Origin of the sequence: Roseomonas sp. CAU 1739 (assembly GCF_039839775.1) — a bacterium.
Taxonomy (GTDB): domain Bacteria; phylum Pseudomonadota; class Alphaproteobacteria; order Acetobacterales; family Acetobacteraceae; genus Neoroseomonas.
The window spans coordinates 1-23,791 of sequence record NZ_JBDOQQ010000002.1 but is presented as its reverse complement, the minus strand read 5'-3'; the positions used below and the strand labels follow the sequence as shown (position 1 = coordinate 23,791).

Below are 23,791 nucleotides of genomic sequence, written 5' to 3'. Positions count from 1 at the left end.
CAGGGAATGCATCCACTGTCCGGTGCCAACGCCTCGCGGTCCAGGGGCCCGCAGGCCCCTGGTGGGGTGGCTTGGAGGGGCAAGGCCCCTCCAACCTTGCCTTCACACCGATGAGGCGCAGTCCCTCCCGGTTCCGCCGCAACCAAATTCAGTTGCTCCCGCCATCCACCACGAAGTGCTGCGCCGTCACCATCGCGCTGTCATCCGCTGCCAGCCACAGCACCATGCGCGCGATGTCGTCCGGCAGCAGGCGGCCCCTCAGGCATTGGTTGGCCTGGCTGCGCGCTTCTGATTCCTCGGTGACCCACAGAGCGATCTGCCGCTCGGTGTAGATCCAGCCTGGCACCACTTCATTCACCCGGATGCGGTCGGGGCCGAGGTCGCGGGCGAGGCCGCGCGTCATGCCGCGCACCGCCGCCTTGGCCGTGGTGTAGACCGGCATGCCGCCGGTGCGGTTCATCCAGGATATCGAACCGAGATTGATGATCGACCCGCCACCGGCGCGGCGCATCATCGGCACCACCGCCTGCGCACAGAAGAACTGATGGCGCAGGTTGGTCGCCATGCGTTCGTCCCAGTAGTCCGGTTCGACCGTCTCCAGCCCGTGGCGGTCGTCGCGCGCGGCGTTGTTCACCAGCACGGTGATGTCGCCGAGCGTCGCACCGGCTTCGGCCACCGCGGCGCGCAGGGCCGCGATGTCGCGCAGGTCGCAGGGGATGAACAGCGCGCCGGTCTCGGCGGCGACCCTCGCCCCGCCTTCCGCATCGAAATCAAGGAAGGCGACGCGCGCCCCCTGCTGGGTGAAGCGCGACACCATCTGCGCGCCGATGCCGCTCGCGCCCCCCGTCACCAGGACGGCGCGGGATTCGAGGCTGGGGTAGCGGGCGAAGCGATCGGTCATGTGTTTCCTCCGGGTCGTGTCGGCCATTGTTGACAGCGATCGCCACGAACGGCGAGCATCCCCGGCGGGAGACCAAAGAAACAGGAGAGGCTTTCATCATGCTCAAACGGGGCCTTGCGGTCGCGTGGGCGCTGCTGTGCGCCGCCATTCCGGGCGGCGCCGTGGCGCAGAACAACATTCCGAGCCCGACGCTCGATGCCATCCGCGCGCGCGGCGCGCTCGCCTGCGGCATCAATCCTGGCGTGGCGGGCTTCTCGCTGCCCGACAGCCGCGGCGTCTGGCAGGGCTTCGACACTGAGATGTGCCGCGGCCTCGCCGTTGTCATCTTCAACGACCCGTCCAAGGTGCGCTTCGTGCCGTTGTCCTCCTCCACGCGCTTCACCGCGCTGGGGTCCGGCGAGGTCGATGTGCTGTTCCGCACCAGCACGCAGACCATGCTGCGCGACACCACGCTGGGGCTGCGCCACGTCACCACGTATTTCTATGACGGCCACGGCTTCATCGTGCGCGCCAATTCCGGCGTGTCCCAGGCGCGCGAGATGCGCGGCGCGACGATCTGCCTGCTGCAGGGCACGACCAACGAACAGGTGACGGCGGACTACTTCCGCTCGGTCAACGTGCCCTTCCAGCCCGTGATCTTCGAGCGGCCGGACCAGGCGCAGGCCGCACTGCTGTCCGGGCGCTGCGACGCCTATGGCACGGATGCGTCCTCGCTGGCCGCCATGCGGTCCACCATGCCCGTGCCGGCGGAATGGACCGTGCTGCCGGAGCGATTCTCCAAGGAGCCTTACGCCGCCTACATCCGCCGCGGCGACGACAACTGGCACGACATCGTTCGTTGGTACACCACGGCGATCATCGAAGCGGAGGAGCAGGGCATCACCCAGGCCAATGCCGAGGAGATGCGGCGTAGCTCGGTGAACCCGAACACCCGGCGCCTGCTGGGCGTGACGCCCGAGCTCGGCCAATCGCTCAAGCTCGACCCCGCATGGGCCTACAACGTGATCCGCGCCATCGGCAATTACGGCGAGATCTACAACCGCACGATGGGCCCGGATACGCCGGTCGGTCTCGCGCGCGGGCCGAACCGCCTGCACAGCGATGGCGGCCTGCTTTACGCGCTGCCGATGCGCTGACCCTGCGGCGCCGGGCGATGCATCGCCCGGCGCACACCCTGCCGGTGCGTAGCAGGCCCGGCAGGGCGATCACGACGATCCATACGCAAACACAAGTCTGGGAGACTTTGCATCATGCTGAAACAGAGCCTGGCGGCTGCATTCGCCGTGCTGTGCGCGGGCCTTGCCGGTGCGGCGCAGGCGCAGAACAACATCCCGAGCCCGACGCTCGACGCCATCCGCGCGCGGGGCGCCCTGAATTGCGGCGTCGGCACCGGCGTCGCCGGCTTCGCGCTGCCGGACAGCCGCGGCGTCTGGCAGGGCCTTGATGCGGATCTGTGCCGCGGCCTGGCGGCGGCGATCTTCAACGATCCGTCGAAAGTGCGCTTCATGCCGCTGTCCTCCTCCACGCGCTTCACCGCGCTGGGGTCGGGGGAGGTCGATGTGCTGTTCCGCACCAGCACCCAGACGATGCTGCGCGACACCACGCTCGGCCTGCGTCACGTCACGACATACTTCTTCGACGGCCACGGCTTCATGGTGCGCGCCAATTCCGGCGTGACGCGCGTGCGCGACATGGCGGGCGCGACGATCTGCCTGATCCAGGGCACAACGAATGAACAGGTGACGGCGGACTACTTCCGGTCGGTCAATGTGCGCTTCCAGCCCGTTGTGTTCGAACGCACCGACCAGGCCGCGGCCGCACTCGCCGCGGGGCGCTGCGACAGCTTCGGCACCGATGCGTCCCAGCTGGCCGCCGTGCGGTCCACCATGCCGACGCCGGCCGACTGGACCGTGCTGCCGGAGCGTTTCTCGAAGGAACCCTACGGCGCCTATATCCGCCGTGGCGACGACAATTGGCACGACATCGTACGCTGGTTCACCACGGCGATCATCGAGGCGGAGGAACAGGGCGTGACGGCGGCGAATGCCGAGGAACAGCGCCGGACCTCCGTCAACCCGAACACGCGGCGCCTGCTCGGCGTGACGCCGGAGCTGGGGCAGTCGATCAAGCTCGATCCGGCCTGGGCCTACAACGCGATCCGCGCCATCGGGAACTATGGCGAGCTCTACGAGCGGACCATGGGCGAGGCCACGCCGGTCGCGCTGCCGCGCGGGCCGAACCGGCTGCATACGCAAGGCGGGCTGCTCTACGCACTGCCGATGCGCTGACCGCGGCGAGGGGTTCACGCCCTGACGCCGCGACGATGGCGTGATGCGGGAAACGGAGAGGGGCGGCGCCCCTCTCCCATCAGCAGCGCGGAATGTCGCGCCGTCGCGCTCACGCCCCTCGCCCCGGGCGCGGCACGGGCCGCCAATCAGGCGGTGCCAGCTCGAAGCCGGCGAAGTCGAAGGCTGGCGACACGGTACAGCCTACCAGCGTCCAGCGCCCCAACGACACCGCCGCCTGCCACCACCCCTTCGGCACCACGGCGAAGGGTCGCTGATGGCGCGTCAGGTCGGGGCCGAGATGCACCGCCTGCGCATCATGTCCATCTCCGGACATCGATAGCGCCAGCGGCCCGCCGGCATACCAGTGCCAGGCCTCGGCGGCATCGACGCGGTGCCAATGGCTGAATTCATCCGCCGCCAACAGGAAATAGATCGCAGTGCCGGCGCCGCGCGAGCCATCCGCCGGCGCGTCGCGCCAGATCTCGCGGTAATGCCCGCCCTCGGGGTGCGGCTTCAGATCGAGCGCGGCGATGACCTGCGCGGCCGTCACCGACGGATCGCGCAGGTCGAACATCAGCCGACCGGCACCGTCTGGGCCAGCGGCGGCAGCTTCGACGCCTCGGCGAACCAGGCGGCAAGCTTCGGATGCGTCTCCCGCCACGGCTCGGCCGCGAAGCGGAAGTCGAGGTAGCCGAGCGCGCAGCCCACCGCGATCGCGCCGATATCCGACAGTCCCTTCGGCGGCGCCTTCTCCAGCACGTCCAGCGCGCGATCCACCGCCGCTTTCTGCCGCGCGTCGTATGCCCTGCGGCCATCATCCTGCGGATGCGGCATGGACAGCCGCCGCCCCACCGCGGCATCGAGGATGCCATCCGCCGCCGCATGCATGATCTGCGCGGACAGCCGCGCCGCGCTGCCGGTCGGCGGGAACAGCGCCGGCGCGTCGCCCAGCGTGTCGAGGTATTCGCAGATCACCGGGCTGTCGTAGATCGCCGTGCCGTCATCGGCGACCAGCGCCGGCACCTTCGACAGCGGGTTGTCCGCCAGCAGGTCGGCTGGCGAGACATGCGGGTTGGTGTTCACCGTCTCGATCCGCCCCACGATGCCGCGCGCGATGGCACAGGCCATCACCTTGCGGACGTATGGGCTGGCTGGCGAGTGATGCAGCTTCATGGAGCGTTCCTCGGGTTCAGCGGAAATTGTCCTTGGCGGTGCGGATGCGCGCCAGCGTCGCGACATCCCGCGCGCGCAGGAAGGGGTTGGCGGCCAGTTCCTCGCCGATCGTCGTCGGCACGGTGGCGCGGCCCTCGGCGCGCTGCTGCGCGATCTTGTCGGCACGGGCGCGCAGCGCGGGGTTTTCGGGTTCCACCGTCAGGGCGAAGCGGGCGTTGCTCTCGCTGTATTCGTGGCCGCAGCAGACCAGCGTTTCCGGCGGCAGCGCAGCGAGTAGCTGCAGGCTGTCGAACATCTCCGCCGCGGTGCCTTCCAGCAGCCGCCCGCAGCCCAGCGAGAACAGCGTATCCCCGCACAGCAGGATGCCGCATTCGCGGAAATGGTAGGCGATGTGGCCACGGGTATGCCCGTCGCTGGCCAGCACATCGGCCGGCACGCCCAGCACATCCACGCGCTGGCCGGGTTCCACCACAATGTCGAGGGCGGGAAGCCGATGCGCATCCGCCTTCGCCCCCATCACCTTCGACCCGTAGCGCGCCACCAGGTCCGCCACGCCCGCGACGTGGTCGCCGTGGTGATGCGTCAGCAGGATGATGTCGAGCTTGCCACCGGCCGCATCCACCGCGGCGATCACCGGCGCGGCCTCCCCGGGGTCGCAGATCGCCAGCCGCCCATCGGGCGCGCGCAGCAGCCAGGTGTAGTTGTCCGACAGGCAGGGCAGTCCGGTGACGGTGATCGGCATGGCTCGCATTCCCCAAGCATCTGCGAGGGGGAATCCCCCTGCGCGCTTCCGTCCTCTATATCCCCCGCATGGGTGGAGAGGTCCACGGGTTCGCCGCGTTCTACGCCTCCCCCGCCGGGGCGGCCGCCGCTCGGCTGCTGGCGCACCGGCTGCGCGTGCTGTGGCCATCCCTGCGCGGCCAGGCGCTGCTCGGCATCGGGCACACCACCCCGTATTTGCCGCTGTGGTCGGCCGAGACGGTCCGCGCCATTGCCTTGAGCCCCGCGCAGATCGCCGGCGACGCCACCGCCCTGGTTGCGGAGGAGGCCACCATGCCCTTCCCCGACCTTTCCTTCGATCGCGTCCTGTTGGTCCATGGGCTGGAGATCACCGAAAACGCCCGCCGCCTGCTGCGCGAGGTCTGGCGCGTGCTGAAGGATGACGGGCGGCTGCTGGTGGTGGCCCCCAACCGCCGCGGCCTGTGGGCGCACGCCGAACACACGCCCTTCGGGCACGGCCAGCCTTATTCCCCTGGCCAGGTGACGCGGCTGCTGCAACGGCACCTGTTCCATGTCGAACGGCGCGATTCGGTGCTGTACGTGCCGCCCTACGCACCGTTCCTGCGCGCCGGCGGGGCGTGGGAGACGGCGGGCCGGGCGATCTGGCCGGCGCGCCATGCCGGGCTTGCGATCGTCGAGGCGCGGAAGGACCTGCTGGCCGGGTCGCCGGCCGGGCGGGTGGCGGTGGGGCGGCAGGTGGTGGTCGAGGCGTGATGAGGGGCGCGCCACCCCTCCAGCCCTCACCCCCGTCGTGCCGGTTCGCGCGACAATCCGCGCGCCCCGAGTTCCGCAAGGTAGGTCGCCCATCGCGTTTCCTGCTCCATCCCCAGCGTGCGCAGATACGCCCAGGAATAGATGCCGGTGTCGTGCAGATCGTCGAATACGATCCGCACCGCGTAGTTGCCCACCGGTTCGACCCGCATGATGCCGACATGCCGCCGCCCCGGGACGATCACCTTCTGCCCCGGCCCGTGCCCCTGCACTTCCGCGCTGGGGCTTTCCACGCGCAGGTATTCGGCCGGCAGGCGGAAGTGCGCGCCGTCTGCCCAGGCGACCTCAAGCAATTGCTCCGCCCGCTTGAGGCGGATTTCCGAGGGGGCGGCCACGCGCTCAGCCGGCGATCTTGCGCGCCTCGTCCGGCAGCATGATCGGGATGCCGTCGCGGATCGGATAAGCGAGGCCGGCGCGGTCGCTGACCAGTTCGCCCTTCTCGCGGTCGTAGCGCAGCGGGCCCTTGGTCACCGGGCAGACCAGGATCTCGAGCAGGCGCGGATCGACCGCGCCGCCGGGCTGGATGGTGTCGGACATGTCGGTCGTCCTTTAGCTCGGCCGCCCTTCGGGCGGCGCATTGGCGGCGGCCCCCATCCGCATCAGCGCGACGAGCATGCGCGCACGCTCCGCACAGTCGGGGGCTTCCAGGAGGGCCTGCTTCTCCGGCACTTCGAAGGGGCAGACCATGGACAGGGTGGTGACGAGCATGGTGTCGGCGGATTGTTCCACCGCGTCCCAGTTCGCCTCGATGCCGCGGGCGCGGAAATAGGGGCGCAGGGCGGCGAGCAATGCCGACCGATCATAGGGCGGCGCGCCGTCCTGAACCACCAGGTCGGCGGCGAATTCGGCGTAGTCGGTGCGCACGCGGCGATAGCCGCCGGGGGCAAGCGGCAGTTCCCCGGCGATGCGGAAGCGGATCAACCCGGCGAGCGTGACCAGCAGCCGCCCGTCATCCGTCTCGCTGAAGGAGGACAGGCGCCCGAGGCAGCCGACGCGATAAAGCGCCGGTCCAGTCGCCCCGCGGGGCTTCTGCGCATCGGGCTGCACCATGCCGAACATCCGCCCCTGCGCCAGGCTGTCGAGCGCCATCGCCAGGTAGCGCGGCTCAAAGATGTTGAGCGGCAGCCTTCCCTGCGGCAGCAGCAGAGCGCCGGAGAGCGGGAAGACCGCGATCTCCTCCGGCAGGTCTGCGAAGCGCGGGTGGAAGGCCGGCATGGGTCGTCAGCGGAACAGGACGGCGGACAGCTTGCGGCGGCCGGCCTTGCTGGCGGGGTCGTCGAAGCCCCAGGCGTCGAACAGCTTGAGCAGCTGCTTGCGCGCGGCTTCCTCGTTCCAGGCGCGGTCGCGGCGGATCGCTTCGATCAGCGTGTCCACGGCGGCGTCGCGCTGGTCGTTGGCGGACAGCGCGATGGCGAGGTCGATGCGCGCGGCGTGGTCGTCGGCATCCGCATCGACGCGGGCCTGGTGCTGGGTGAGCTGGTCGCGGGCGCGGCGGCTTTCGACCTCGATCTCGATGGCGCTGCGCGCGGCGGTGACCTCGGGGGCCTCCTTGATCTTCGCGGGCGCGCTGTCGAGCACGGCGAGCGCCTGCGCATCCTCGCCCAGCGCGAGCAGTGCGCGGGCCACGCCGGCCAATGCCTTGGCGTTCTCCGGTTCCTGCTGCGACAGGGCGCCGAACAGCTCGAGCGCGGCGGCGTGGTCGCCCTCGGCCACGGCGGCCTCGGCCTCGGCGAGCAGGTCGGCCGTGGGCATCTGGCCGCCGGCGGATTTCAGCAGGCCTTCGACGAAACGCTTCACTTCGGATTCAGGCAGCGCGCCCTGGAACAGGTCGAGGATCTGGCCCTGCCAGAAGGCGACGACGGTCGGCACGGATTGCAGCGGCAGGCCCATCTGGGTCAACTGCTGGACCAGCGAGCGGTTCTGGTCGATGTCGATCTTGACCAGCCGGACGCGGCCGGCGGCGGCCTTGACCACCTTTTCAATCGCCGGGGTCAGGGTCTTGCAGGGGCCGCACCAGGTTGCCCAGAAATCAACCAGGACGGGGACCTGGCGCGATGCCTCGATGACGTCCTGCATGAAGGTCTTCTGGTCGCCGTCCTTGATGACGCCGTCGGCGGCGGCGGGCGCACCCTGGCGGGCGGGGTCGAAGATCACGTCCATGGCAGGCTTTCCTCAGGTCTTGGCGGGTCCGGCGGGTGGGCGGCCGGGCTGGTGTTCAGCCCCATAGATGCGCTGTCCGCGGCGGGAAGCAAGCCGGATGCTGCTGGCGGAACATGGGGGCGATGATGGAGGGGATGAGCGTCACCTCGACTTGCGGCGAGGCGGACCCGCTGTATGGCACGGGCTGCGAGGCCTGGCAGCTGCAGATCGGGCTCGCGGCGGAGCCGGGGCTGGTGGCGGCGCAGGCATTGGTCAGCGCGCATGGTGACGCGGCCTTGCATGTCATTCCGCCCGCCTTCCTGCATGTCACGGTGCTGCCCTTGATCGATGTGGCGGAACGGCTTTCCGCACCCCCCGCCGTCCTGTGGGACCGGCACGGTGCCACCTGGCAGCGGGCCATTGCCGACGCTTGCCGGGCGACGTCGCCGTTCCGCATGCACTTCGCCCGGTTGCGCGCCTTTCCACGGGCGATCGTCGCGCTGGACGGGATCAATCCGCTGGCGGCCTTGCGCGCCCGGCTGGCCGGTGGCTGCGCGCTGCCCGAACGCCCGGTGCGCCTTCCGGGGATCACGCATGTGACTCTTGCGCGCTTCCGCCAGGCGGCGCGGGTTAGCATTCCGGAGGCGCTGGACGTGTCGGTGGAAGTCCGTCAGCTGCGACTGGTGCGCGAGACCGTCTATCCCACGCTGGCCTTCGAGACGGTTGCGACCTTCGCGCTGTGACAAGCGACTCAGGCGGCGTCGAGGTCCAGCAGCGTGGCCGGATGCCCGATACCCGCCAGGAAGCGCAGCAGGTCGGCGGGCGCGAGGCCGGTGCTGGCCGCATTGGTCAGCGGATGAACCCAGATGCGGTCGAAGCCTTCGGCCAGATAGCGATCCAGGACGAAGCGGACTGATCCGGGCGCGGCATTGACCAAGCCGAAGGGTGTCACGGAACCAGGCGGCACGCCGAGCGTGGCGTCCAGTTCCGCGGCACTGGCCATTGACACCTTGCCGGCGCCGGCCAACCGGGCGAGCGCGTTGATCGAGACCTGCCGGTCCTCCTTCAGCGTGGCCAGCAGGAAGGGGCCGTCGCCCTTGGCGGGCTTCAGGAACAGGTTCTTGGTGTGGCCCCCGGGCAGCTCGCCGCGCAGGTCGCGGCTTTCCGCCACCGTGAAGACGGGCGGGTGGCGGCGGGTCTCGGCGGCGATGCCGGCGGCGGCGAGGCGGGCGAGCAGGCCTTCGGGCGATTCGGGCATTCAGTCCAGTCTGATGTTGTTGGCGCGCACCACGCGTGCCCATACCTCGATCTCATTGTTGAGCCAGGTGCGGAAACTGTCCGGGCCTTCCACGCGGTTGAAGGCGCCGAGCGCGGTAATGCGTTCAGCGGTTGCCGGCACGGCCATGGCGGCGCGCAATTCGTTGGAGATGCGGTTGACCATTGGGGCTGGCGTGCCGCCCTGGGCGAGCACGCCCTGCCAGGTGCCCGATTCGGCCGCTGGCCAGCCGAGTTCCTTGAAGGTCGGCACGTCGGGGAAGTCCGGCAGGCGGTTTGGCCCGGTCACCGCGATGGCGCGCAGCGTGCCTTGCTTGCAGAAAGGCGCGGTGGCGGTGGCGCCGTTGATGATGACCTGCGCTTCGCCCGCGGCCACCGCGGTAAGGGCGGCCGCGCCGCCGCGATAGGGCACCTGGGTGAGATCCGCCCCCCAATGCTGCGCCACCAGCAGGCCGGTGAGATGGTTGCCCACCCCGATCCCCGCGTGGCCGATATTGACCCGCTGCGGGTTGGCCTTGGCATAGGCCACCAGTTCCGCCGCGTTCTGCACAGGCAGGGACGGGTGCACCGCGAGGATGTAGGGCGCGTAGATCAGCATGGTGACCGGCGCGAGGTCCCGCTTCAGGTCGAAGGGCAGGCGGGTGTAGAGCGAGGGCGCCGTCGCCAGCGTCGAGACGTCGATGACCAGCAGCGTGTGGCCGTCGGGCGGGGATTTCGCGACCAGGTCGGCGCCGATGTTGCCGCCGGCGCCGGTGCGGTTTTCGACCACGACATTCTGGCCGAAGGCGCGCGTCAGTTCAGGGGACAGCAGCCTGGCGAGGATGTCCGACGTGCCACCCGGGGCGAACGGCACGATGAAGCGGACTGCATGGTCGAAGGTCTGGGCCGAGGCCTTGCGCAAGGCTGGCACGACAAGGGCCCCGGCAGCGAGGCCGAGGGCAGTGCGGCGGTCCATGAACTATTCTCCCGGGGTTGTCGTTGCGGGCATGATCGCGCCGGCGCCATCGGGCTGTCGAGGGGAATGGCAGAATCCTCATGAGGGTGGCTTGCAATCGCCAACGGCCCATGTCATTAGCCCGGCCCGCACGGAGCGCGGGCGTAGCTCAGGGGTAGAGCACGACCTTGCCAAGGTCGGGGTCGAGGGTTCGAATCCCTTCGCCCGCTCCATTCTTCTCTCTCACAACCTGTCTCTCCTGCACGGTGCATTGCGCTGAGGCACAGGTTTGGCCGGGGTTTGCGCGTGGACCTTGATGGTTCGAGGGCGCAACCACCGCGGAATTTCGGCCGGAGAGAGCGGAGAGTCTCCGAACCTTGAGGGTAGGTCGATTTTACCCTCAAGCTTAAGCCGTTGAACTATGGGCCTGTTTTTCCGCGGCCGCGTCCGAAATTCAGTAATCCGATTGGCCCAGCAATCATTCATTGCTGCGAATCGTTGATCGCACGCTAAGTTCCCTGAGGCGCAGCAGTAGCTTGGGGCGCAACTATCCCCGACCATACCCCCATGGCGACGTTGGCAAGACCGATTTGGGCCAGTTCATAGGCGCTCTCGCGTCAAGCAGCCTGCGTTCGCCTCGTAGGCGATGCACTCGATCCACGTTGGACAAGCGCCAATTGTAATTTAGATTGATTATGGGATTCGGCGGAACCATGAGCCTTCGCGAACTTCCTACAACGCCACACTTTACGACATCGACTCACAAGGTCCTGGAGCTCTTTTACGTGCCGGCGCTGACCCTCGCGACAAGCTACGATCGAGGTGTTGGTTACTTCACGTCGAACTGGCTCCGGCTCGCTGCGACGGGTCTGGCTGCGCTCGCCACCAACGCCGGCAAGGCCCGGATCATCGCCAGCCCTAAGTTGGATCGCGAGGACTGCGCCGCCCTGAACCAAGGGGCGGATGCCCGCAACGATCCCAAACTGCGGGCCGCCCTGGAGCGCACGATTGTGGATCTCGAGCACGACCTGGCCCACGATACTCTGGCGGCCCTTGCCTGGATGATCGCCGATGAGCTCCTGGAATTTCGAATCGCGATTCCCGCAGGTGAGCTTGACGGGGATTTTCACGACAAGTTCGGCGTCTTTCGAGACGGGATGCAAGATGCCGTCGCGTTCCACGGCTCGCCCAACGACAGCGAAAATGCCTTCCGGAACTACGAGTCGATCAGCGTTTTCTACTCCTGGATCGATGACCGTGAAGCGAACCGCGTTCGAAACGAACAGGAGCGATTCAACCTCATTTGGGGGAATGGGGATATCAATCTGCGCGTCTACGAGCTTCCTGACGCAGTTCGGCGTAATCTGATCGAGTTCACGACCCATTCGCGGCGGCCCTACCCGGCGCCACGCACTGGGAAAAGAGAAAGTGCTGCCCGGTGGGAGCACCAGCGCGACGCGGTCGCCGCATTTCTTAGGGCGAAAGCCGGGATCCTTGAGATGGCGACTGGCACGGGAAAGACGCGTACGGCGTTGACCATCGCTGAAGAACTTCAGGAGCGCGGCGCGATCAATACTGCAGTCGTGGCCGCCTATGGCACCGACCTTCTCGACCAGTGGCATAAGGAACTGGTACGTCGTACCGGCCTGCCTGTCTTTCGAGCCTATGAAAGGCACCACGAGGCCCAGTCATTTCTCAATGACCCGGAAGGCGCGATTTTGCTGGCGTCGCGCCAAGCACTCGCCGATATCCTCCCAAAACTGCACGCGAATTCGTATACGAAGGCTCTTCTTATCTGCGATGAGGTTCACGGGATAGGATCGCCCAGTCTCGTCGCCTCGCTTTCCGGACGCTTAAAGCCTTTCGCCTTTAGGCTGGGCTTAAGTGCAACGCCGGAGCGTGAGTATGATGGCGATGGCAATCGTTTCATCGAAGATGAGATCGGGCCGGTCATTTTTGAGTTCGGCCTCAAGGATGCAATCAAGAAGGGCATCCTATGCGGCTTCGACTATGTGGAGTTGGAGTACGAGTTCTCCGATGAGGACCGAGCTGCCGTAGTCCAGGCGATCCGTCGGTATCATGCGAAGGCCCGTGCTGGCGAAGCTCCACCGATCGAGGCCCTCTATCAGGACATCGCGCGCATCCGAAAGCTCTCTCAACAGAAGATTCTGCCGTTTCAGGCTTATGTAAGAGCTCACCCTGAAGTCCTACAGCGGTCCCTGATCTTCGTCGAGACGGCTGAATATGGAATGCTCGTGCAAGACATCCTAATGGCGCAGAACATCGACTTCCACACCTACTATGGGGACGATGACCGTGCAAATCTGGGGCGGTTTGCCCGCGGGGAGCTCGATTGTCTCGTAACCTGCCATCGAATCTCTGAGGGGATCGACATACGATCGGTCAACAACATCGTACTGTTTGCGTCGGCGCGCGCACGTCTGGAGACTGTGCAGCGCCTGGGTCGTTGCTTGAGGATCGATCCGAACAATCCCGATAAGCGGGCCACCGTCGTCGATTTCATTCGTGTGGACCATGACGACAAAGAGGACCCGACGGGCGAGCTGAGCGCCGACGAAGATCGGCGGGACTGGTTTCGAGACCTGGCCGCCACCCAGCGCATGCAGCATTAAGGATTTTCTCGTTGCGTCGCCGCAATTGACAACCCGGGGGGACCGCTTTGGCAGCCTTGCATCCAGATCTAGAAAGCGCCGTCACGGAAGCCATGGCCGCGGCCGCTGACCAATCGCCGGAATTCAGGCGGCGCCTGCGCAAGCTTATCGAGAACGCGACCACCTCAAACCTCGGCGACGATGATGTGCGGGAAGTCATCGAACTCGCCACCGTCGACGACGGCCTGGAGGACTAAGGTGAATATTCGCGTCCTGGGTTGGCGATACGAGAACCTTCGCGGCGGGTTGCGTGAGGTCAACATCGACCTGGAGAGCGCTCCAGGCCGATGGACCCTTATCCAGATGCCCAACGGCACGGGGAAGACCACCACCATGTCGTTGTTCAGAGCGGCATTCTCGGGCGAGAATCTTTCGCCGGACTTCGTCCGCGACCTGCGTGCCTCCGACGATGTCGACAGCGGCCTTTTCGAGGTGCGGCTCTCGATCGACGGCAAGCCTTTTCGGATCCAGCTCAGATTGAATTTCAAGGATGGAACCCATCAGTACTGGACGGCTCGATCCGAAGTTCGAACCGGCGGACTGGAAGAGGGGCTTTCCCTTCCGATCGATCTGAAGCGGCTCCTTACCCCCGACTTCACCCGGCTTTTCGTCTTCGACGGGGAGTTGGCCAAGGAGATTCGTGCGGTCGGCAAGGACCGCGCGGCGATGGCGATCCGCACCCTCTACCGGTTGGACCGGCTGGAACACCTGAACGTACAGATTGGGCGATTGGTAGAAGAACAGCAGCAGCGCGCGGCGGCGGTCTCCACTGCGACAGAACGCAAGGGCGTCACCCGTTGGAAACGCGCCTACGACGCCGCCGTCGGGCGCAAGACGGCCTTGGCGGCCGAGCAGCGCGATCTCCAGAAGCGTCGCAAGGAGATGGAGGCGCGGCGGACAAAGCTGGCGGCCGAGATCAACGAGCGAATTGAGCAGGACGATGCGCTCAAGCAGCGCAAGGCGCAGTTGGACACCGAACGCGAAGCGATCGACCGCGCCATCTTCGAGGCGACGACGCAGGGCATGAGCGTCTTGCGCTCGCCGGCCAAGGTCCATCCGAAGGTCGTAGAACGGCTCCGAGCGCTCGGCGAGAAGCTCACCCGCCTCAAGCTTCCCAAAACGATCTCCGCTGAGTTCTTCAAGGAACTGGCGGAACAGCCCGAGTGCGTTTGCGGTAGGGAGATCACGCCGCCGTTCAAAGCGGCGATCCTGTCTCGTGCCGAGAGCTATCTGGCCGAGGACCAGATCTTGGTCATCAACAAGATGAAGCTGGCGCTCCGGGAGAGCAGCGCCGACGCCAGCGAATACACCACCGTTGCGACGACGCTAAACGGAGCGCTCCGGAATCTGAGGCGCAATAAGATGGCGCATGACCAGTTGGAGCTTGAACGGGTCGAAGCTGGCGACACGGAGCTTGAGGGTCTGCGCGAAGAGGTGAGGCAGCTCGGCCACGACCTTGAAGCTTCGGAAACCAGGCTCGAGAAGCTCACCACCCGCGATCCGATCCGGCAGCGGGTATTGGGCGCCACTGACGAAAACAACATCGCGCTCTGCGATGCGGAGGTGAAGCGGTGTCAGGAGAAGCTCGCGACCGCGACCGACACCCTGCGCTTTGTACTCCAGTCCGAGCGGGTGAAGGAGCTGGTGAGCACGGTCGCGACGCTTGCGCTTGAACGGCTGCGCGAGCGCGTCCGTCTCGCCACCAATGAAAAGCTCGTCCAGTTCGTCCCCAGCGAGTCCCTTCAGGTGGCGCGGATCGGCGGTTCCCTGGAGCTCGGCGCTGGAGGACTGGCGTCCAAGGCAGGCGTCAGCGAAGGCCAGAGCTTGGCGGTCGCCTATGCGTTCCTGACATCTCTGCTAACCGAGGCGCCCTACAAATTGCCCTTCATCGTCGACAGCCCGGCGGTCTCCCTCGACACGGCCGTCCGGCGGGAAGTTGGGGATCTGATCCCGGACCTGTTCGATCAGATGATCATGTTCGTGATCTCCAGCGAACGGGAAGGCTTCGCCGACGCCTTCTATGGCCGCGAGAGCGTGCGCTACATCACGCTCTGGCGCGCCGATGACGAGCGTACGGAAGTCCGCGACGGGCTGCCGTTCTTCCAGGCCTTCCACCAGGTCGAGGCCGCAGCATGAGCTTCGTCATCAGCCAAGCCGGCCGAACCTTCTTCCGGGGGATCATCTCTCCGCCGAAGTTCCTGATGTTCGACGCCTACTACTGTTGCCTGATGGCGGGGCTGGACGCCCGCAAAGTCGGGGCTCCGGAGGAGCTTGACAGCGACCCGTTCCTCAATGGCTATCCGGACGACTTCAAAGGCCAGGCCGACATCATCGCCGGGCTCCTCATCGACGCGGAACTTGACCGTAAGGACATCCTGGCCGAGGACCGTGCCAGTATTGAACGCGAGATGACTCGCCTGATCGATCCGACGTCCGCCACGCGCCTGAACAATGACGGCAACAAGCTGCTGAACCTCTACGCCGCCGCAGGCTTAGCCCTCATCCAGGACAAGATCATGCCGCCGAGCACGATCGAGGAGTTCCTGGTCGCCTATCATCGCTTCTGGCATGTCGGCGCCGAGTCGGCCGAAGCCTGAGCTTGAAAGAGTTCCCAGAACATGTCGATCCATCCCGCGCTTGAGAGCGTCGGCCACCTCTTCGGCACCAACCTCATCTTCCGTGTGCCGCGCTATCAGCGCTACTACGCCTGGGATGCCGAGCAGATCGCCGACTTCCTGACGGACCTGGAGCTTTGCGTGAAGGCGCGAGCCGCGGGAACGACCCGGGAGCACTTCTTTGGCGGTCTGGTCACTGTGCGGACCAATGTTGAAGGCAGCTCTCGGCAAAACATGGAAGTCATCGACGGCCAGCAGCGGCTGGCGTCGTTCTTCATGTTGGCGGCCCAACTGAGGAATGCGGCCTTGCAGCTGGCGGACGCCGTCGACACCAGTGCGGCCGATAATCCGAAGGAATTCCTCCAGGCGTTCGCCAAGACGTTGAAGGCCAAATACGAGCGGTACGAGGACAAGATCAAACTCCAGGTGGTCGAGATTGACCGCCTGGAGCTTTCAAAACCCGATCTGGTCTTCTTCAAGGATCTGATCGAGGGGCGAAACCCGACCACGAGCCGCACCTCGCACAAACTTCTGAAGCAGGCGTGGGACCGGATCGGCGCGAAGCTGGCGCAAATTGTCGCCGCCGAGAGCGCGGACGTTGCGAAGGCGGAGGCCTTGTCGCGGGTCGACACCGTGATGGAGGAGGACTGGATCCTCATCCATATGATCACGGACTCTAAGGCGGAGGCCTATCGCCTGTTCCGAGTACTCAATGATCGCGGGACCGGCCTCACCGAAGGGGAGCTCCTGCGGGCGCAGCTTCTGGAGGCGCTCGACGGCGTCGCCACCAGCGCTCAGATGCAGAGCGTAGAGGAAACCTGGGACACCATCTTGGGCGAGCCGCCGGAGGTCGTCGAACAGCAGCTGCGTTCGATCTACGCCTCCATGATCGGCAAGCGGCCCGGCAAAACCACCTTGCTGGACGAGTTCCTCGCAGGCTGCTTTCCTGAGCTCGCCAGCCTTCCGCTGTCCGCAAGCGCGGTGCAAGAGGTGGTCGCCAAAGTCCAACGGCTTCACGTCGAGATCAATCTCCTCGTGAAGCTTCAGGGCGGCGAATGGCCCTTCCCTTCCAGCACCAAGGTCACCGCCTGGGACCGTAGCCGTCTGGGGCTGCTCATCAACGAGCTCAAGCACACCAACTGCATGCCCTTGTTGCTGGCGGCCGCCCAACTCGTCGAGAAGGACTTTGCCGAGGTCGTTCAGATGCTCGAGCGGCTCATGTTCCGCTACAAGATCATTTGCGACGCCCATATCGGCGCCGCCACGAGCATCTATCACGCCCAGGCGGTCAAAATTCGCAAAGCGTCGACGTCCTACAAGATCGCCGAGCTAAGAAAAGAGCTTCAGGGGCTCCTGGACAAGAGCGCCAACGACATGGTCTTCAAAAGCCGCCTTCAGGGCATGATGTATTCGCGGGAGCTGACCAATAAGCCTCTGAAGTACCTACTCATCACGCTGGAGAGCTATCTGCGCTGGTATCGCGCCGGAGCGAAGGGCGCGCCCAAGTGCCTCGACAAGATGGTCGTGTTCGACCCGTCAGCCACGACGGTGGAGCACGTCTATCCAGAGAAGGCGTCGCCGGCCGACGGGACGCTCGAACCGTTGCTCGACACTCTGGGCAACCTGACGCTTCTCGGCTCCACCGACAACGACGCCGCCGGCAACAAGCCCTTCTCGAAAAAGAAGACCATCTTCGAGAAGTCCCTGGTCGGCCTCAATCAGGAAATCGCCAAGAACACCGCCTGGACCGCCGCGGTCGTCGAGGCGCGGCAGACCGACTTGGAGAAGGTCGCCTTGAAGGTCTTTCGAATGACGGCCTGACGCAGCTCAGGCTGCGGGCCGCGCGAAGCTGGTGAGCAGCCTCGCCTCGGCGACGATGAGGTCGAAGGCGCGATCCATATCCTCTTGCCGGGTGTGACGTCCGGGCGCGATCCGAAACGCGGTTCGCGCCCGCGCCGTATCTCCAAACATGGCCTTCAATACGTGCGAGGTCTCGATCTTATCGGTCGCACATGCGCTCGACGCAGAGAAGCTCAGATCCTCCCGCAAGTTGCGGATCAGGGCTAAGGGCTCGACCCCCTCGATCGAGAACGACAGGTTGTTCGCCAGCCGCTCCACCGGATGCCCATTAAGGGTGGCAGCGGGCAAACCGGCGAGCAGCCGATCGCGGAACGTGTCGCACATGGTGCGTAGGCGCCGGCCCTCCGTTTCCGCCGAACGCCGCGCGATTGAGAGGGCTTCGCCCATGCCGATGATGGCCGCCGTGTTCAAGGTCCCGGGCCGCAATCCCCGTTCCTGACCGCCGCCAAAGAGGATCGGCGCGACGCGAGCCTTCGGTTTGCGGGCGCGGACGTAGAACGCCCCAATCCCCTTGGGGCCGTAAGCCTTGTGGGCGGACACGCTGGCCAGGTGGATGTGGTCCCGCTCGACGTTCACCTCGCCATAGGCGACAAACTGGGCGAGGTCGGTGTGGAAGAGCACGCCGCGCGCTTCGCAGACTTCACCGATCGCGCGAATAGGCTGCAGCGTGCCGACTTCGTTGTTCGCCGCCATGATCGAAACCAAGGCGGTGTCGGTCTGGATCGCACTGGCGACGGCTGCGACGCTCACTTGGCCCATCTCGTCCACGGGCAAATAGGTGACCCGCCAACCGTCCTGCTGCAGTGCCCGGGCTGGCTCGAGGATCGCGGGATGCTCGATGGCGCTGGTGACAATGTGCTTCTTGTCGGCGTGGGCGCGCGCGACGCCCAGGATCGCTAAGTTGTTCGCCTCGGTGCAGCTGCCCGTGAACACGATTTCCTTAGGCTGGGCGCCGAGGGCCTCGGCCACCTGCGCGCGGGCCCGATCGACCGCCGAAGCCGCCGCATGCCCGTGGGCATGTTCGACGCTCGAAGGATTGCCGAACACCTCCCGCAGATAGGGCTCCATCGCGGCTACGACCGCCGGATCGATCGGCGTCGTCGCATTGTGGTCGAGATAGATGGGATTGGGCATGAGGTGGCTGTCAGGCGGCTGCGGGCAGGAGGCGAAGGATGTCTGCTGGCGACTTCGCCCGCACTGACAAGGTCCCGACGCCCCGGTGAATGTGCCCCCGCAGGCGATCGAGCAACATCGAGTCCTCAAGCGGTGCCTCGGGCTCGTGTCCCTCTTCGACGAACCGCAACAAGGCTGCGATTAAAGCCGCATACTCACCCGTGAGCGTGTAGGCGTTGAACTCCGAGCCGTCTTCGTCGGGGATCACGGCGCCGCCGAGCGGTCCTTCCTCAAGCGACAACATGATCGCCATCCGACAGAGGAGGTTAGGCGTCACCCCGGTGCGTTGTCGGAGCGATCGCAGCTTGCTGGTGGCGTCTGCCGAGATCCTAAGCTTGCTGTAGTGCACGCCGAGCCTCCCGCTTCAGGTCTGCGTCTGCGAAGTATCCGTGCGAGGCCACCGTGCGGCCGCAGGCGGGATCATAGTCGAGCCGGTAAGCATGAGAGACACTCGCTTCGAGGCTCTTGATCAGCCGGTCGTCGATCTCGGTGTCCGTCGACAGCAGGATGACCTGATGCGACGCGGCTGGGAAATAGCGCTCGACAAGATTGGACCGGTGCTCGGAATCGAGCCGCGCCAACGGCGTGTCGATGATCATCGGAAGCGGCCGACCGCTGGTTCGTGCGAGCGCCCAAAGCATGGCGATCGCGTAGACCTGCTTTTCGCCTGCCGAAAGTGCGGCCTTCGGGACCTCTCGCCCATCGCTGTCGAACAGGGTGGTGGCGAACGAGTTCACGTCGATTCGGACATCGGCGATCAGGTCGTCCTTCCGGACGAGCCGATTGAAGCAGCGCACGAACTCCGCTCGCAGTTGCATGAGCTTGTGGTCCAAGAGACGGCGTTCGTAGTCTGCCAACGCCTGCGCCGCCCTGGCGGCGAGCTCCGCCCTCTGGGTCGCGGCGGTCGAACCGGCCTGCTCTTCCAAAAGACGACGACGCTCACGCTCCAGGGTGACCAGTTGACCGCGAACGAGCTTGAGCTCTTCCTGCCGCGCTTTGAGGGTGGCTTCAGTCGATCCCACCCTTTGATCGGCCAGGCGCAGCTCGTCCAGTATCACTCCCGACGCTGCGTTGTCGGCGCGGGAAAGGGAAACGTCCAACTCACGGCTGCGTCGAGCAAGAGCATCGAGTTCATCCAAAAGCGCGATCGCCCGCGGCCGCACCACGGTGCCCACCTCCGCGAGGCGGGATAGCGCGGTCGCCCCATCGCCCACTTCCCGGAACGCGGGCGAGGTGAGCGCCGACGGCGCTGGTCGCACTTGAAGCGCCAGGAATCGACGAAGATCAGCCCAGTGCTTTTCATTCCAGTGCGCCTGTCGCTCCGGTCCATCACCGGCGCGCCACGCCATCACCGCATCTTCGATCGCTTCCGCTGATAGTTGCTGGCCGTCGGTCCCGCTGGCCCGATGCAGTGCCATGCGGAATGCGCTGATGAGCTTGGGCGCCATCGCGAATGGAAGCAGTTTGTTGGCGAGTTCCCGAAGCTCGTGCTCGCCTCGGCTTATCGCGCGCTGAACTTCACCCCGTTCTGCCTCTATCCGGGCGCGATGAACCGCCGCGTCGCCTCCTTCGGCGACAAACCTGCGTCTCACCTGCTCCGCAGCGCGCGCCTGGGAGTCACGGCTCGAGGTGAGTTCAGCGACCTCATCAGCCAGCACGGAGGCGTTCCGTTCCGCGATCCCGATGTCGCGGATGACGCTTTCCAGCCGCGCCGACAGGGCGCCATCATCGTGTCGCTGATGCCGCGCGAGATAGAGTCCGAGGTCTGTCCGCAAGCGCCCGACGAGTTCGATCCCGAGCAAGCCCCGAACGGCTTCGGCCAATTGCTCATTGTCCTCCTCGCCGTCGGCGAGCTCGCCGATCTTCTCGCCGTCGAAGAAGAACAGCTGCGAAACGCCCGGCGGTATCAGCTCCTGCAGGAAGTGATGCCATTCCTCCCGTGGGACGGAGGCGATCGCGGAACCGTCCTTGTCGAGCAGCAGGCTCTCGACCAAGCTCTTGCCTCGGACCGCCCACTCTCTGCGGACACGGTAGCGATGAACGGTACCCGCTTCGGCATAGTCGAATTCCAGCGCCACAGCGGCCGCCTGCGTCGAGGCGTTGCGGTTGATGCGTTCGCGTAGGTAGGCCTCGTAGTCCGCCTGGCCGACGCGAGCGCCGAGGGCGCGCCGACCGTAGAGAGCCAGCCGAACCGCTTCCAAAAGCGTTGTCTTTCCGGCGCCGTTCTTCCCGCCGATCAGAATGATCGGGGTCGGGCCGCCAAGCCGCCGCCGTGGAATCAGGTCGAAATCCGTGACCCCGACGTAGAGGCCGAAGTCCTCAAGTCGGACATTTCGCAGGATCACCGCGCCCCCTCCGTCTGTGCGTCGAGGAAGGGCAATTCCGGCTCAACCGCCTCGTCGATGTCGTCAACGTCGGCGGCGTCAGCGGGTCGGCTCGCCAAGCGCTCCTGCAAAACCAAGTCGAGATCACGCCACTCCTGTCGGAACAGCTCTTCAATACGGGTGTGGATCGCGTGGCGGCGCTTCAGGCCATGAGCGGCGCGTTCCACATCGAGCAGCCGGATGACCAGCTCGGTCGGAACCGAATGGTCATGGCAGACCTCATCGAGCAGCCGACTGTCTTCAGCCGTGAAGCTGACGCTGTCCTCCATAACCCAGTCGAGATCGCGGCCGAGCTCTGCCCGAACGATGGCGGGAACGGAGTCGGCCCAATCGCCCCGCTCGGCGCGCCAGATGCGCCGGATCTCATGCAGTTCCGCGTCATGAATGAGCAGGGTGTCGTCACCAGGGGGCGCCTCGCGTTGCACCTTCACCTGCGTTTCGAGCAAGCGCTCCAAGAGCGTCTTGCAGAAGTCGAGCGTGTAGGGCCCGGGCACAGGCGTGTCGGTTCCCCGGATGAACGCCACATGGCCGTTCCGCCGACGGAACTCCCGGTAGAGCCTTTTCTTCTCGGGTGTTTGGGTTTCAGCGAGGAGGTCTCGAAACTCCAGCAACGGCTCAAGCCAGTCCTCGCCAGAGTCGATCATCGCCTCCATCGAGCGATCCCGCTCGACGACCGTGCATACCCAACACCCAAACCGTGAGTTGCCACAGCTCGGCGTCGTCTTGTCCACAACCAACGGACACTCGCCGGCCTGGGCGTTACGGTACATCGCCACAAGGTCGCGATTGTCGTTGCCCCAGGGGGACGGGCTTTGCAGCAGGTAAGTCCAGACGTCGTCCGTCGAAAAAGCTTCGATCGGCCCGTACACGAACGCATTTTGCAGCGACGAATGCCGCGACAGCACCGAGCCCTTGATGCGGTGGAACGACATGACCTGAGCACGGGTCGCACTTTCGGAGGAGCGAACGCCGAGCACCATGACGACCTCGCCGAACTCGGCCACCCGCGCCTTGATAAAGTCGTTGGCAGGCTCGATTTTCAGGCGTTCGGTGCACCAGCGAAACCGCCGCGAGGGCGCCGGATATCCGCGGCCGATCAGGTTAACCCAGAAGCTCCGGTCGACGTTTGGCGTCACCTTCTCGGTCTTGATCGGAAGACTTTGCTCTGCCGCCGCCGCGGCGATGCGCGCCAGGGTGACGTCGATGTAGCGGACGACCACCGGCGTCTCGACCAAGGTGTCGGAGGTAATCACATAGACCGGCTTCGTACGCTGCTCAGGCGAGAGGCCGAGCAAGGCCGTCCAAACGAGCTGGAGCGCGCAGGTCGAATCCTTGCCGCCGGAATAGCCGATGACCCAGGGCCGATTGTCGGAAAGATAGACCTCCCGGATTTCCCGGCACCGGTCTTCAATTACCGCTCCGTCCAGAGGCGAGTTGCGTGCCATCAGCTAGCGGCCTTGAACGAGACGTCGGTCGACGGGGCGTACATGTCCTCGACCCGCTGGGCCTCGACCGACAGCGGCAGCCCCAAAGCCTTCATGACGATATTCGTTACGAGCGTGACGTTATTCTTCGATTTATTCACTTTGCCGGCGACGAGCGCGCGATTGTCCCAAAGCCCCCGATTTGCACGGGACCAGTCAATCGTGCGCAGTTTGGTCAACCGCGCACCCCAATCCTTCGGCGCGCTCTTGATCAACTGCGCCCCAGCGGCCGCGATCGCTTGAACCGCAACGCCGTGCGCGTGGATGTAGTCGCGGCGCAGCTCATAGGCGGCGACCTCACGCGTTCCAACTCTCTGCCAATCAGGCATGTTGGCGATCACCTCTGTCCAGAAGGCAATCGCGAGATCCTTGTCCGTTGCTTCAACCTGGCCCACGCTGCTTTTGCCGATCAATTCGGCCGTCGCCTGGTGCAGGCTGCTGAGGGTGAACAGCTTGATCGAGCGGTTGGAGATGCTGCTGCTGTCGTAGCAGGTGAAATCCCTGAAGAGCGGCACGGCCGCCACGACGCCGCGGGAAAGAGCGGCCAGGGCGTCGCGATGGTTGTAGAGCAGCTTGATCGACTTAGTCGGCCGGACGGCATGGATGTTCAGGTCGGCGAACATCTGCTGCGATCGCTTCAGGCCGCGATCCGCAAAGACCACGACCGAGATGGTTTCGTCGCCAAGCAGCGGCCGCTCCCGGATGGCCTCTTCGATTGCCGCGCGCCGGTGCTGGCCATCGTTGATGAGAATTGTGGCGGACATTGCAATGCGGAGCTTGCCAACGGCTCGCAAGGACCCATCCGCTGCGGCGGGCTCAAATTCAATCTCTCCGTCGATTGAAGCGCAGAGCGACGAAAGGATGTACTCGGACGCATTGTTGGTGATGTAGGTCGCGATGGCTGGAACCCGCGCCTTGTTCAGGACCCGTTGCGCGCGAAGCTCGGCAGGCATGGCCTCGTCATCGAATTTGAACAACCGTGGAACCACCTTCAGCGGCACCATGATGACGTAGTAGGCGCTGCCGGCCTGCACGCCGCGGATAGCGGTGAAATCCAAGCTGTTTCCGTCCATCGACCCGTGATCCGGTGCACCTAACCATGAATACCTGCGAATCGTCAGGAAGTCAATTTTGGAGTTGCGGACGTCATATTTCTGCTGGAATTCGACTTCCGGATGCGGCTCGGAAGTAAGTCTGCTGCCGCGTGCGATGCGTTGCCCTAGGTTCCGTGGACAGTTACCTGAGCCAAAGGATGGTGGCGGCGATGGTGACGACGGCGAGGAAGTTGCGGGCGGTCTTTTCGTAGCGTGTGGCGACGCGGCGGAACTGCTTGAGCTTGGAG

At 65.5% G+C, this 23,791-nt stretch carries 24 protein-coding genes, 1 tRNA gene and 1 pseudogene; 10 read left to right on the top strand and 16 right to left on the bottom strand.

What is annotated here, in order from left to right; all coding sequences use genetic code 11:
- Positions 1 to 148: 148 nt before the first annotated feature.
- Entirely contained in the window at positions 149 to 901 is a 753-nt protein-coding gene (locus tag AAFN86_RS03710; protein ID WP_347541882.1) for an SDR family oxidoreductase, read from the bottom strand.
- Between the two features lie 98 nt (positions 902 to 999).
- On the opposite strand from AAFN86_RS03710, the gene AAFN86_RS03705 reads away from it, so the two are divergent.
- Positions 1,000 to 2,037, top strand: a complete 1,038-nt coding sequence (locus AAFN86_RS03705) for an amino acid ABC transporter substrate-binding protein (RefSeq protein ID WP_347541881.1) — start codon at positions 1,000 to 1,002, stop codon at positions 2,035 to 2,037.
- 114 nt (positions 2,038 to 2,151) lie between these two features.
- Positions 2,152 to 3,189 (top strand): amino acid ABC transporter substrate-binding protein, encoded by a 1,038-nt coding sequence (locus tag AAFN86_RS03700; RefSeq protein ID WP_347541880.1) that lies wholly within the window; start codon positions 2,152 to 2,154, stop codon positions 3,187 to 3,189.
- Positions 3,190 to 3,298: 109 nt separating this feature from the next.
- Here the strand turns inward: AAFN86_RS03700 and AAFN86_RS03695 are convergent, their stop codons facing one another.
- The 3 genes from AAFN86_RS03695 to gloB are packed head-to-tail and all read right to left on the bottom strand — an operon-like array spanning position 3,299 to position 5,104.
- Positions 3,299 to 3,763, bottom strand: coding sequence for a cupin domain-containing protein (locus tag AAFN86_RS03695; protein WP_347541879.1), 465 nt, complete (start codon positions 3,761 to 3,763; stop codon positions 3,299 to 3,301).
- Complete coding sequence (locus tag AAFN86_RS03690) at positions 3,763 to 4,362, bottom strand: glutathione S-transferase N-terminal domain-containing protein (RefSeq protein ID WP_347541878.1); 600 nt, start codon at positions 4,360 to 4,362, stop codon at positions 3,763 to 3,765. The genes AAFN86_RS03695 and AAFN86_RS03690 overlap by 1 nt, the downstream gene beginning before the upstream one ends.
- A 16-nt stretch (positions 4,363 to 4,378) precedes the next feature.
- Entirely contained in the window at positions 4,379 to 5,104 is a 726-nt protein-coding gene (gloB, locus tag AAFN86_RS03685; RefSeq protein ID WP_347541877.1) for a hydroxyacylglutathione hydrolase, read from the bottom strand.
- Positions 5,105 to 5,172: 68 nt separating this feature from the next.
- Here gloB and AAFN86_RS03680 point away from each other — a divergent pair, with 68 nt between their 5' ends.
- On the top strand, positions 5,173 to 5,856 hold the full coding sequence (locus tag AAFN86_RS03680) for a class I SAM-dependent methyltransferase (protein ID WP_347541876.1): 684 nt from the start codon (positions 5,173 to 5,175) through the stop codon (positions 5,854 to 5,856).
- A 26-nt stretch (positions 5,857 to 5,882) separates the two neighbouring features.
- Here the strand turns inward: AAFN86_RS03680 and AAFN86_RS03675 are convergent, their stop codons facing one another.
- Genes AAFN86_RS03675 through AAFN86_RS03660 form a run of 4 tightly spaced genes read right to left on the bottom strand, consistent with a single transcriptional unit; the run spans position 5,883 to position 8,073 of the window.
- Positions 5,883 to 6,248 (bottom strand): DUF971 domain-containing protein, encoded by a 366-nt coding sequence (locus AAFN86_RS03675; protein ID WP_347541875.1) that lies wholly within the window; start codon positions 6,246 to 6,248, stop codon positions 5,883 to 5,885.
- A gap of 4 nt (positions 6,249 to 6,252) precedes the next feature.
- A complete protein-coding gene (locus tag AAFN86_RS03670) occupies positions 6,253 to 6,450 on the bottom strand; it encodes a Trm112 family protein (protein ID WP_347541874.1) in 198 nt (65 codons plus the stop codon).
- A 12-nt stretch (positions 6,451 to 6,462) separates the two neighbouring features.
- A complete protein-coding gene (locus tag AAFN86_RS03665; RefSeq protein ID WP_347541873.1) occupies positions 6,463 to 7,128 on the bottom strand; it encodes an LON peptidase substrate-binding domain-containing protein in 666 nt (221 codons plus the stop codon).
- A gap of 6 nt (positions 7,129 to 7,134) precedes the next feature.
- Entirely contained in the window at positions 7,135 to 8,073 is a 939-nt protein-coding gene (locus AAFN86_RS03660; RefSeq protein WP_347541872.1) for a tetratricopeptide repeat protein, read from the bottom strand.
- 134 nt (positions 8,074 to 8,207) lie between these two features.
- On the opposite strand from AAFN86_RS03660, the gene AAFN86_RS03655 reads away from it, so the two are divergent.
- Positions 8,208 to 8,795, top strand: a complete 588-nt coding sequence (locus AAFN86_RS03655) for a 2'-5' RNA ligase family protein (RefSeq protein ID WP_347541871.1) — start codon at positions 8,208 to 8,210, stop codon at positions 8,793 to 8,795.
- Positions 8,796 to 8,803: 8 nt separating this feature from the next.
- On the opposite strand, the gene AAFN86_RS03650 is transcribed toward AAFN86_RS03655, so the two are convergent.
- Both AAFN86_RS03650 and AAFN86_RS03645 read right to left on the bottom strand, forming a co-directional pair.
- Positions 8,804 to 9,310, bottom strand: a complete 507-nt coding sequence (locus AAFN86_RS03650) for a prolyl-tRNA synthetase associated domain-containing protein (protein WP_347541870.1) — start codon at positions 9,308 to 9,310, stop codon at positions 8,804 to 8,806.
- Positions 9,311 to 10,282 (bottom strand): tripartite tricarboxylate transporter substrate binding protein, encoded by a 972-nt coding sequence (locus AAFN86_RS03645; protein WP_347541869.1) that lies wholly within the window; start codon positions 10,280 to 10,282, stop codon positions 9,311 to 9,313.
- Positions 10,283 to 10,419: 137 nt separating this feature from the next.
- Between AAFN86_RS03645 and AAFN86_RS03640 the strand changes: the two genes are divergently transcribed.
- The 6 genes from AAFN86_RS03640 to AAFN86_RS03615 all read left to right on the top strand — a co-directional run bounded on the left by AAFN86_RS03640 (position 10,420) and on the right by AAFN86_RS03615 (position 17,369).
- Positions 10,420 to 10,494 (top strand) — tRNA-Gly (locus tag AAFN86_RS03640).
- A gap of 480 nt (positions 10,495 to 10,974) precedes the next feature.
- Positions 10,975 to 12,894, top strand: a complete 1,920-nt coding sequence (locus AAFN86_RS03635) for a DEAD/DEAH box helicase family protein (protein ID WP_347541868.1) — start codon at positions 10,975 to 10,977, stop codon at positions 12,892 to 12,894.
- A gap of 92 nt (positions 12,895 to 12,986) precedes the next feature.
- Positions 12,987 to 13,130: a hypothetical protein gene (locus AAFN86_RS03630; protein ID WP_347541867.1), complete on the top strand. Its 144-nt coding sequence runs from the start codon at positions 12,987 to 12,989 to the stop codon at positions 13,128 to 13,130.
- Between the two features lies 1 nt (position 13,131).
- Positions 13,132 to 15,069, top strand: a complete 1,938-nt coding sequence (locus AAFN86_RS03625; protein ID WP_347541866.1) for an AAA family ATPase — start codon at positions 13,132 to 13,134, stop codon at positions 15,067 to 15,069.
- Positions 15,066 to 15,530, top strand: coding sequence for a hypothetical protein (locus AAFN86_RS03620; RefSeq protein WP_347541865.1), 465 nt, complete (start codon positions 15,066 to 15,068; stop codon positions 15,528 to 15,530). Before AAFN86_RS03625 ends, AAFN86_RS03620 begins: the two co-directional genes overlap by 4 nt.
- A 21-nt stretch (positions 15,531 to 15,551) precedes the next feature.
- The gene (locus tag AAFN86_RS03615; RefSeq protein WP_347541864.1) at positions 15,552 to 17,369 is read left to right on the top strand and encodes a DUF262 domain-containing HNH endonuclease family protein; all 1,818 of its coding nucleotides are present in this window, start codon (positions 15,552 to 15,554) and stop codon (positions 17,367 to 17,369) included.
- 6 nt (positions 17,370 to 17,375) lie between these two features.
- Here the strand turns inward: AAFN86_RS03615 and dndA are convergent, their stop codons facing one another.
- The 6 genes and pseudogenes from dndA to AAFN86_RS03585 form a co-directional block, all read right to left on the bottom strand.
- Entirely contained in the window at positions 17,376 to 18,542 is a 1,167-nt protein-coding gene (gene dndA / locus AAFN86_RS03610) for a cysteine desulfurase DndA (protein ID WP_347541863.1), read from the bottom strand.
- Positions 18,543 to 18,552: 10 nt separating this feature from the next.
- Complete coding sequence (gene dndE / locus AAFN86_RS03605) at positions 18,553 to 18,930, bottom strand: DNA sulfur modification protein DndE (RefSeq protein ID WP_347541862.1); 378 nt, start codon at positions 18,928 to 18,930, stop codon at positions 18,553 to 18,555.
- The gene (dndD, locus tag AAFN86_RS03600; protein WP_347541861.1) at positions 18,911 to 20,926 is read right to left on the bottom strand and encodes a DNA sulfur modification protein DndD; all 2,016 of its coding nucleotides are present in this window, start codon (positions 20,924 to 20,926) and stop codon (positions 18,911 to 18,913) included. The genes dndE and dndD overlap by 20 nt, the downstream gene beginning before the upstream one ends.
- Positions 20,923 to 22,410 (bottom strand): DNA phosphorothioation system sulfurtransferase DndC, encoded by a 1,488-nt coding sequence (gene dndC, locus AAFN86_RS03595; RefSeq protein ID WP_347541860.1) that lies wholly within the window; start codon positions 22,408 to 22,410, stop codon positions 20,923 to 20,925. Before dndC ends, dndD begins: the two co-directional genes overlap by 4 nt.
- Positions 22,410 to 23,522 carry a DNA sulfur modification protein DndB gene (dndB, locus tag AAFN86_RS03590; protein WP_347541859.1) on the bottom strand — a complete coding sequence of 371 codons (1,113 nt, stop codon included), beginning with the start codon at positions 23,520 to 23,522 and terminating at the stop codon, positions 22,410 to 22,412. Before dndB ends, dndC begins: the two co-directional genes overlap by 1 nt.
- Before the next feature lie 163 nt (positions 23,523 to 23,685).
- Positions 23,686 to 23,791 (bottom strand): annotated as a pseudogene (locus tag AAFN86_RS03585) (IS5/IS1182 family transposase); the annotation flags it as partial.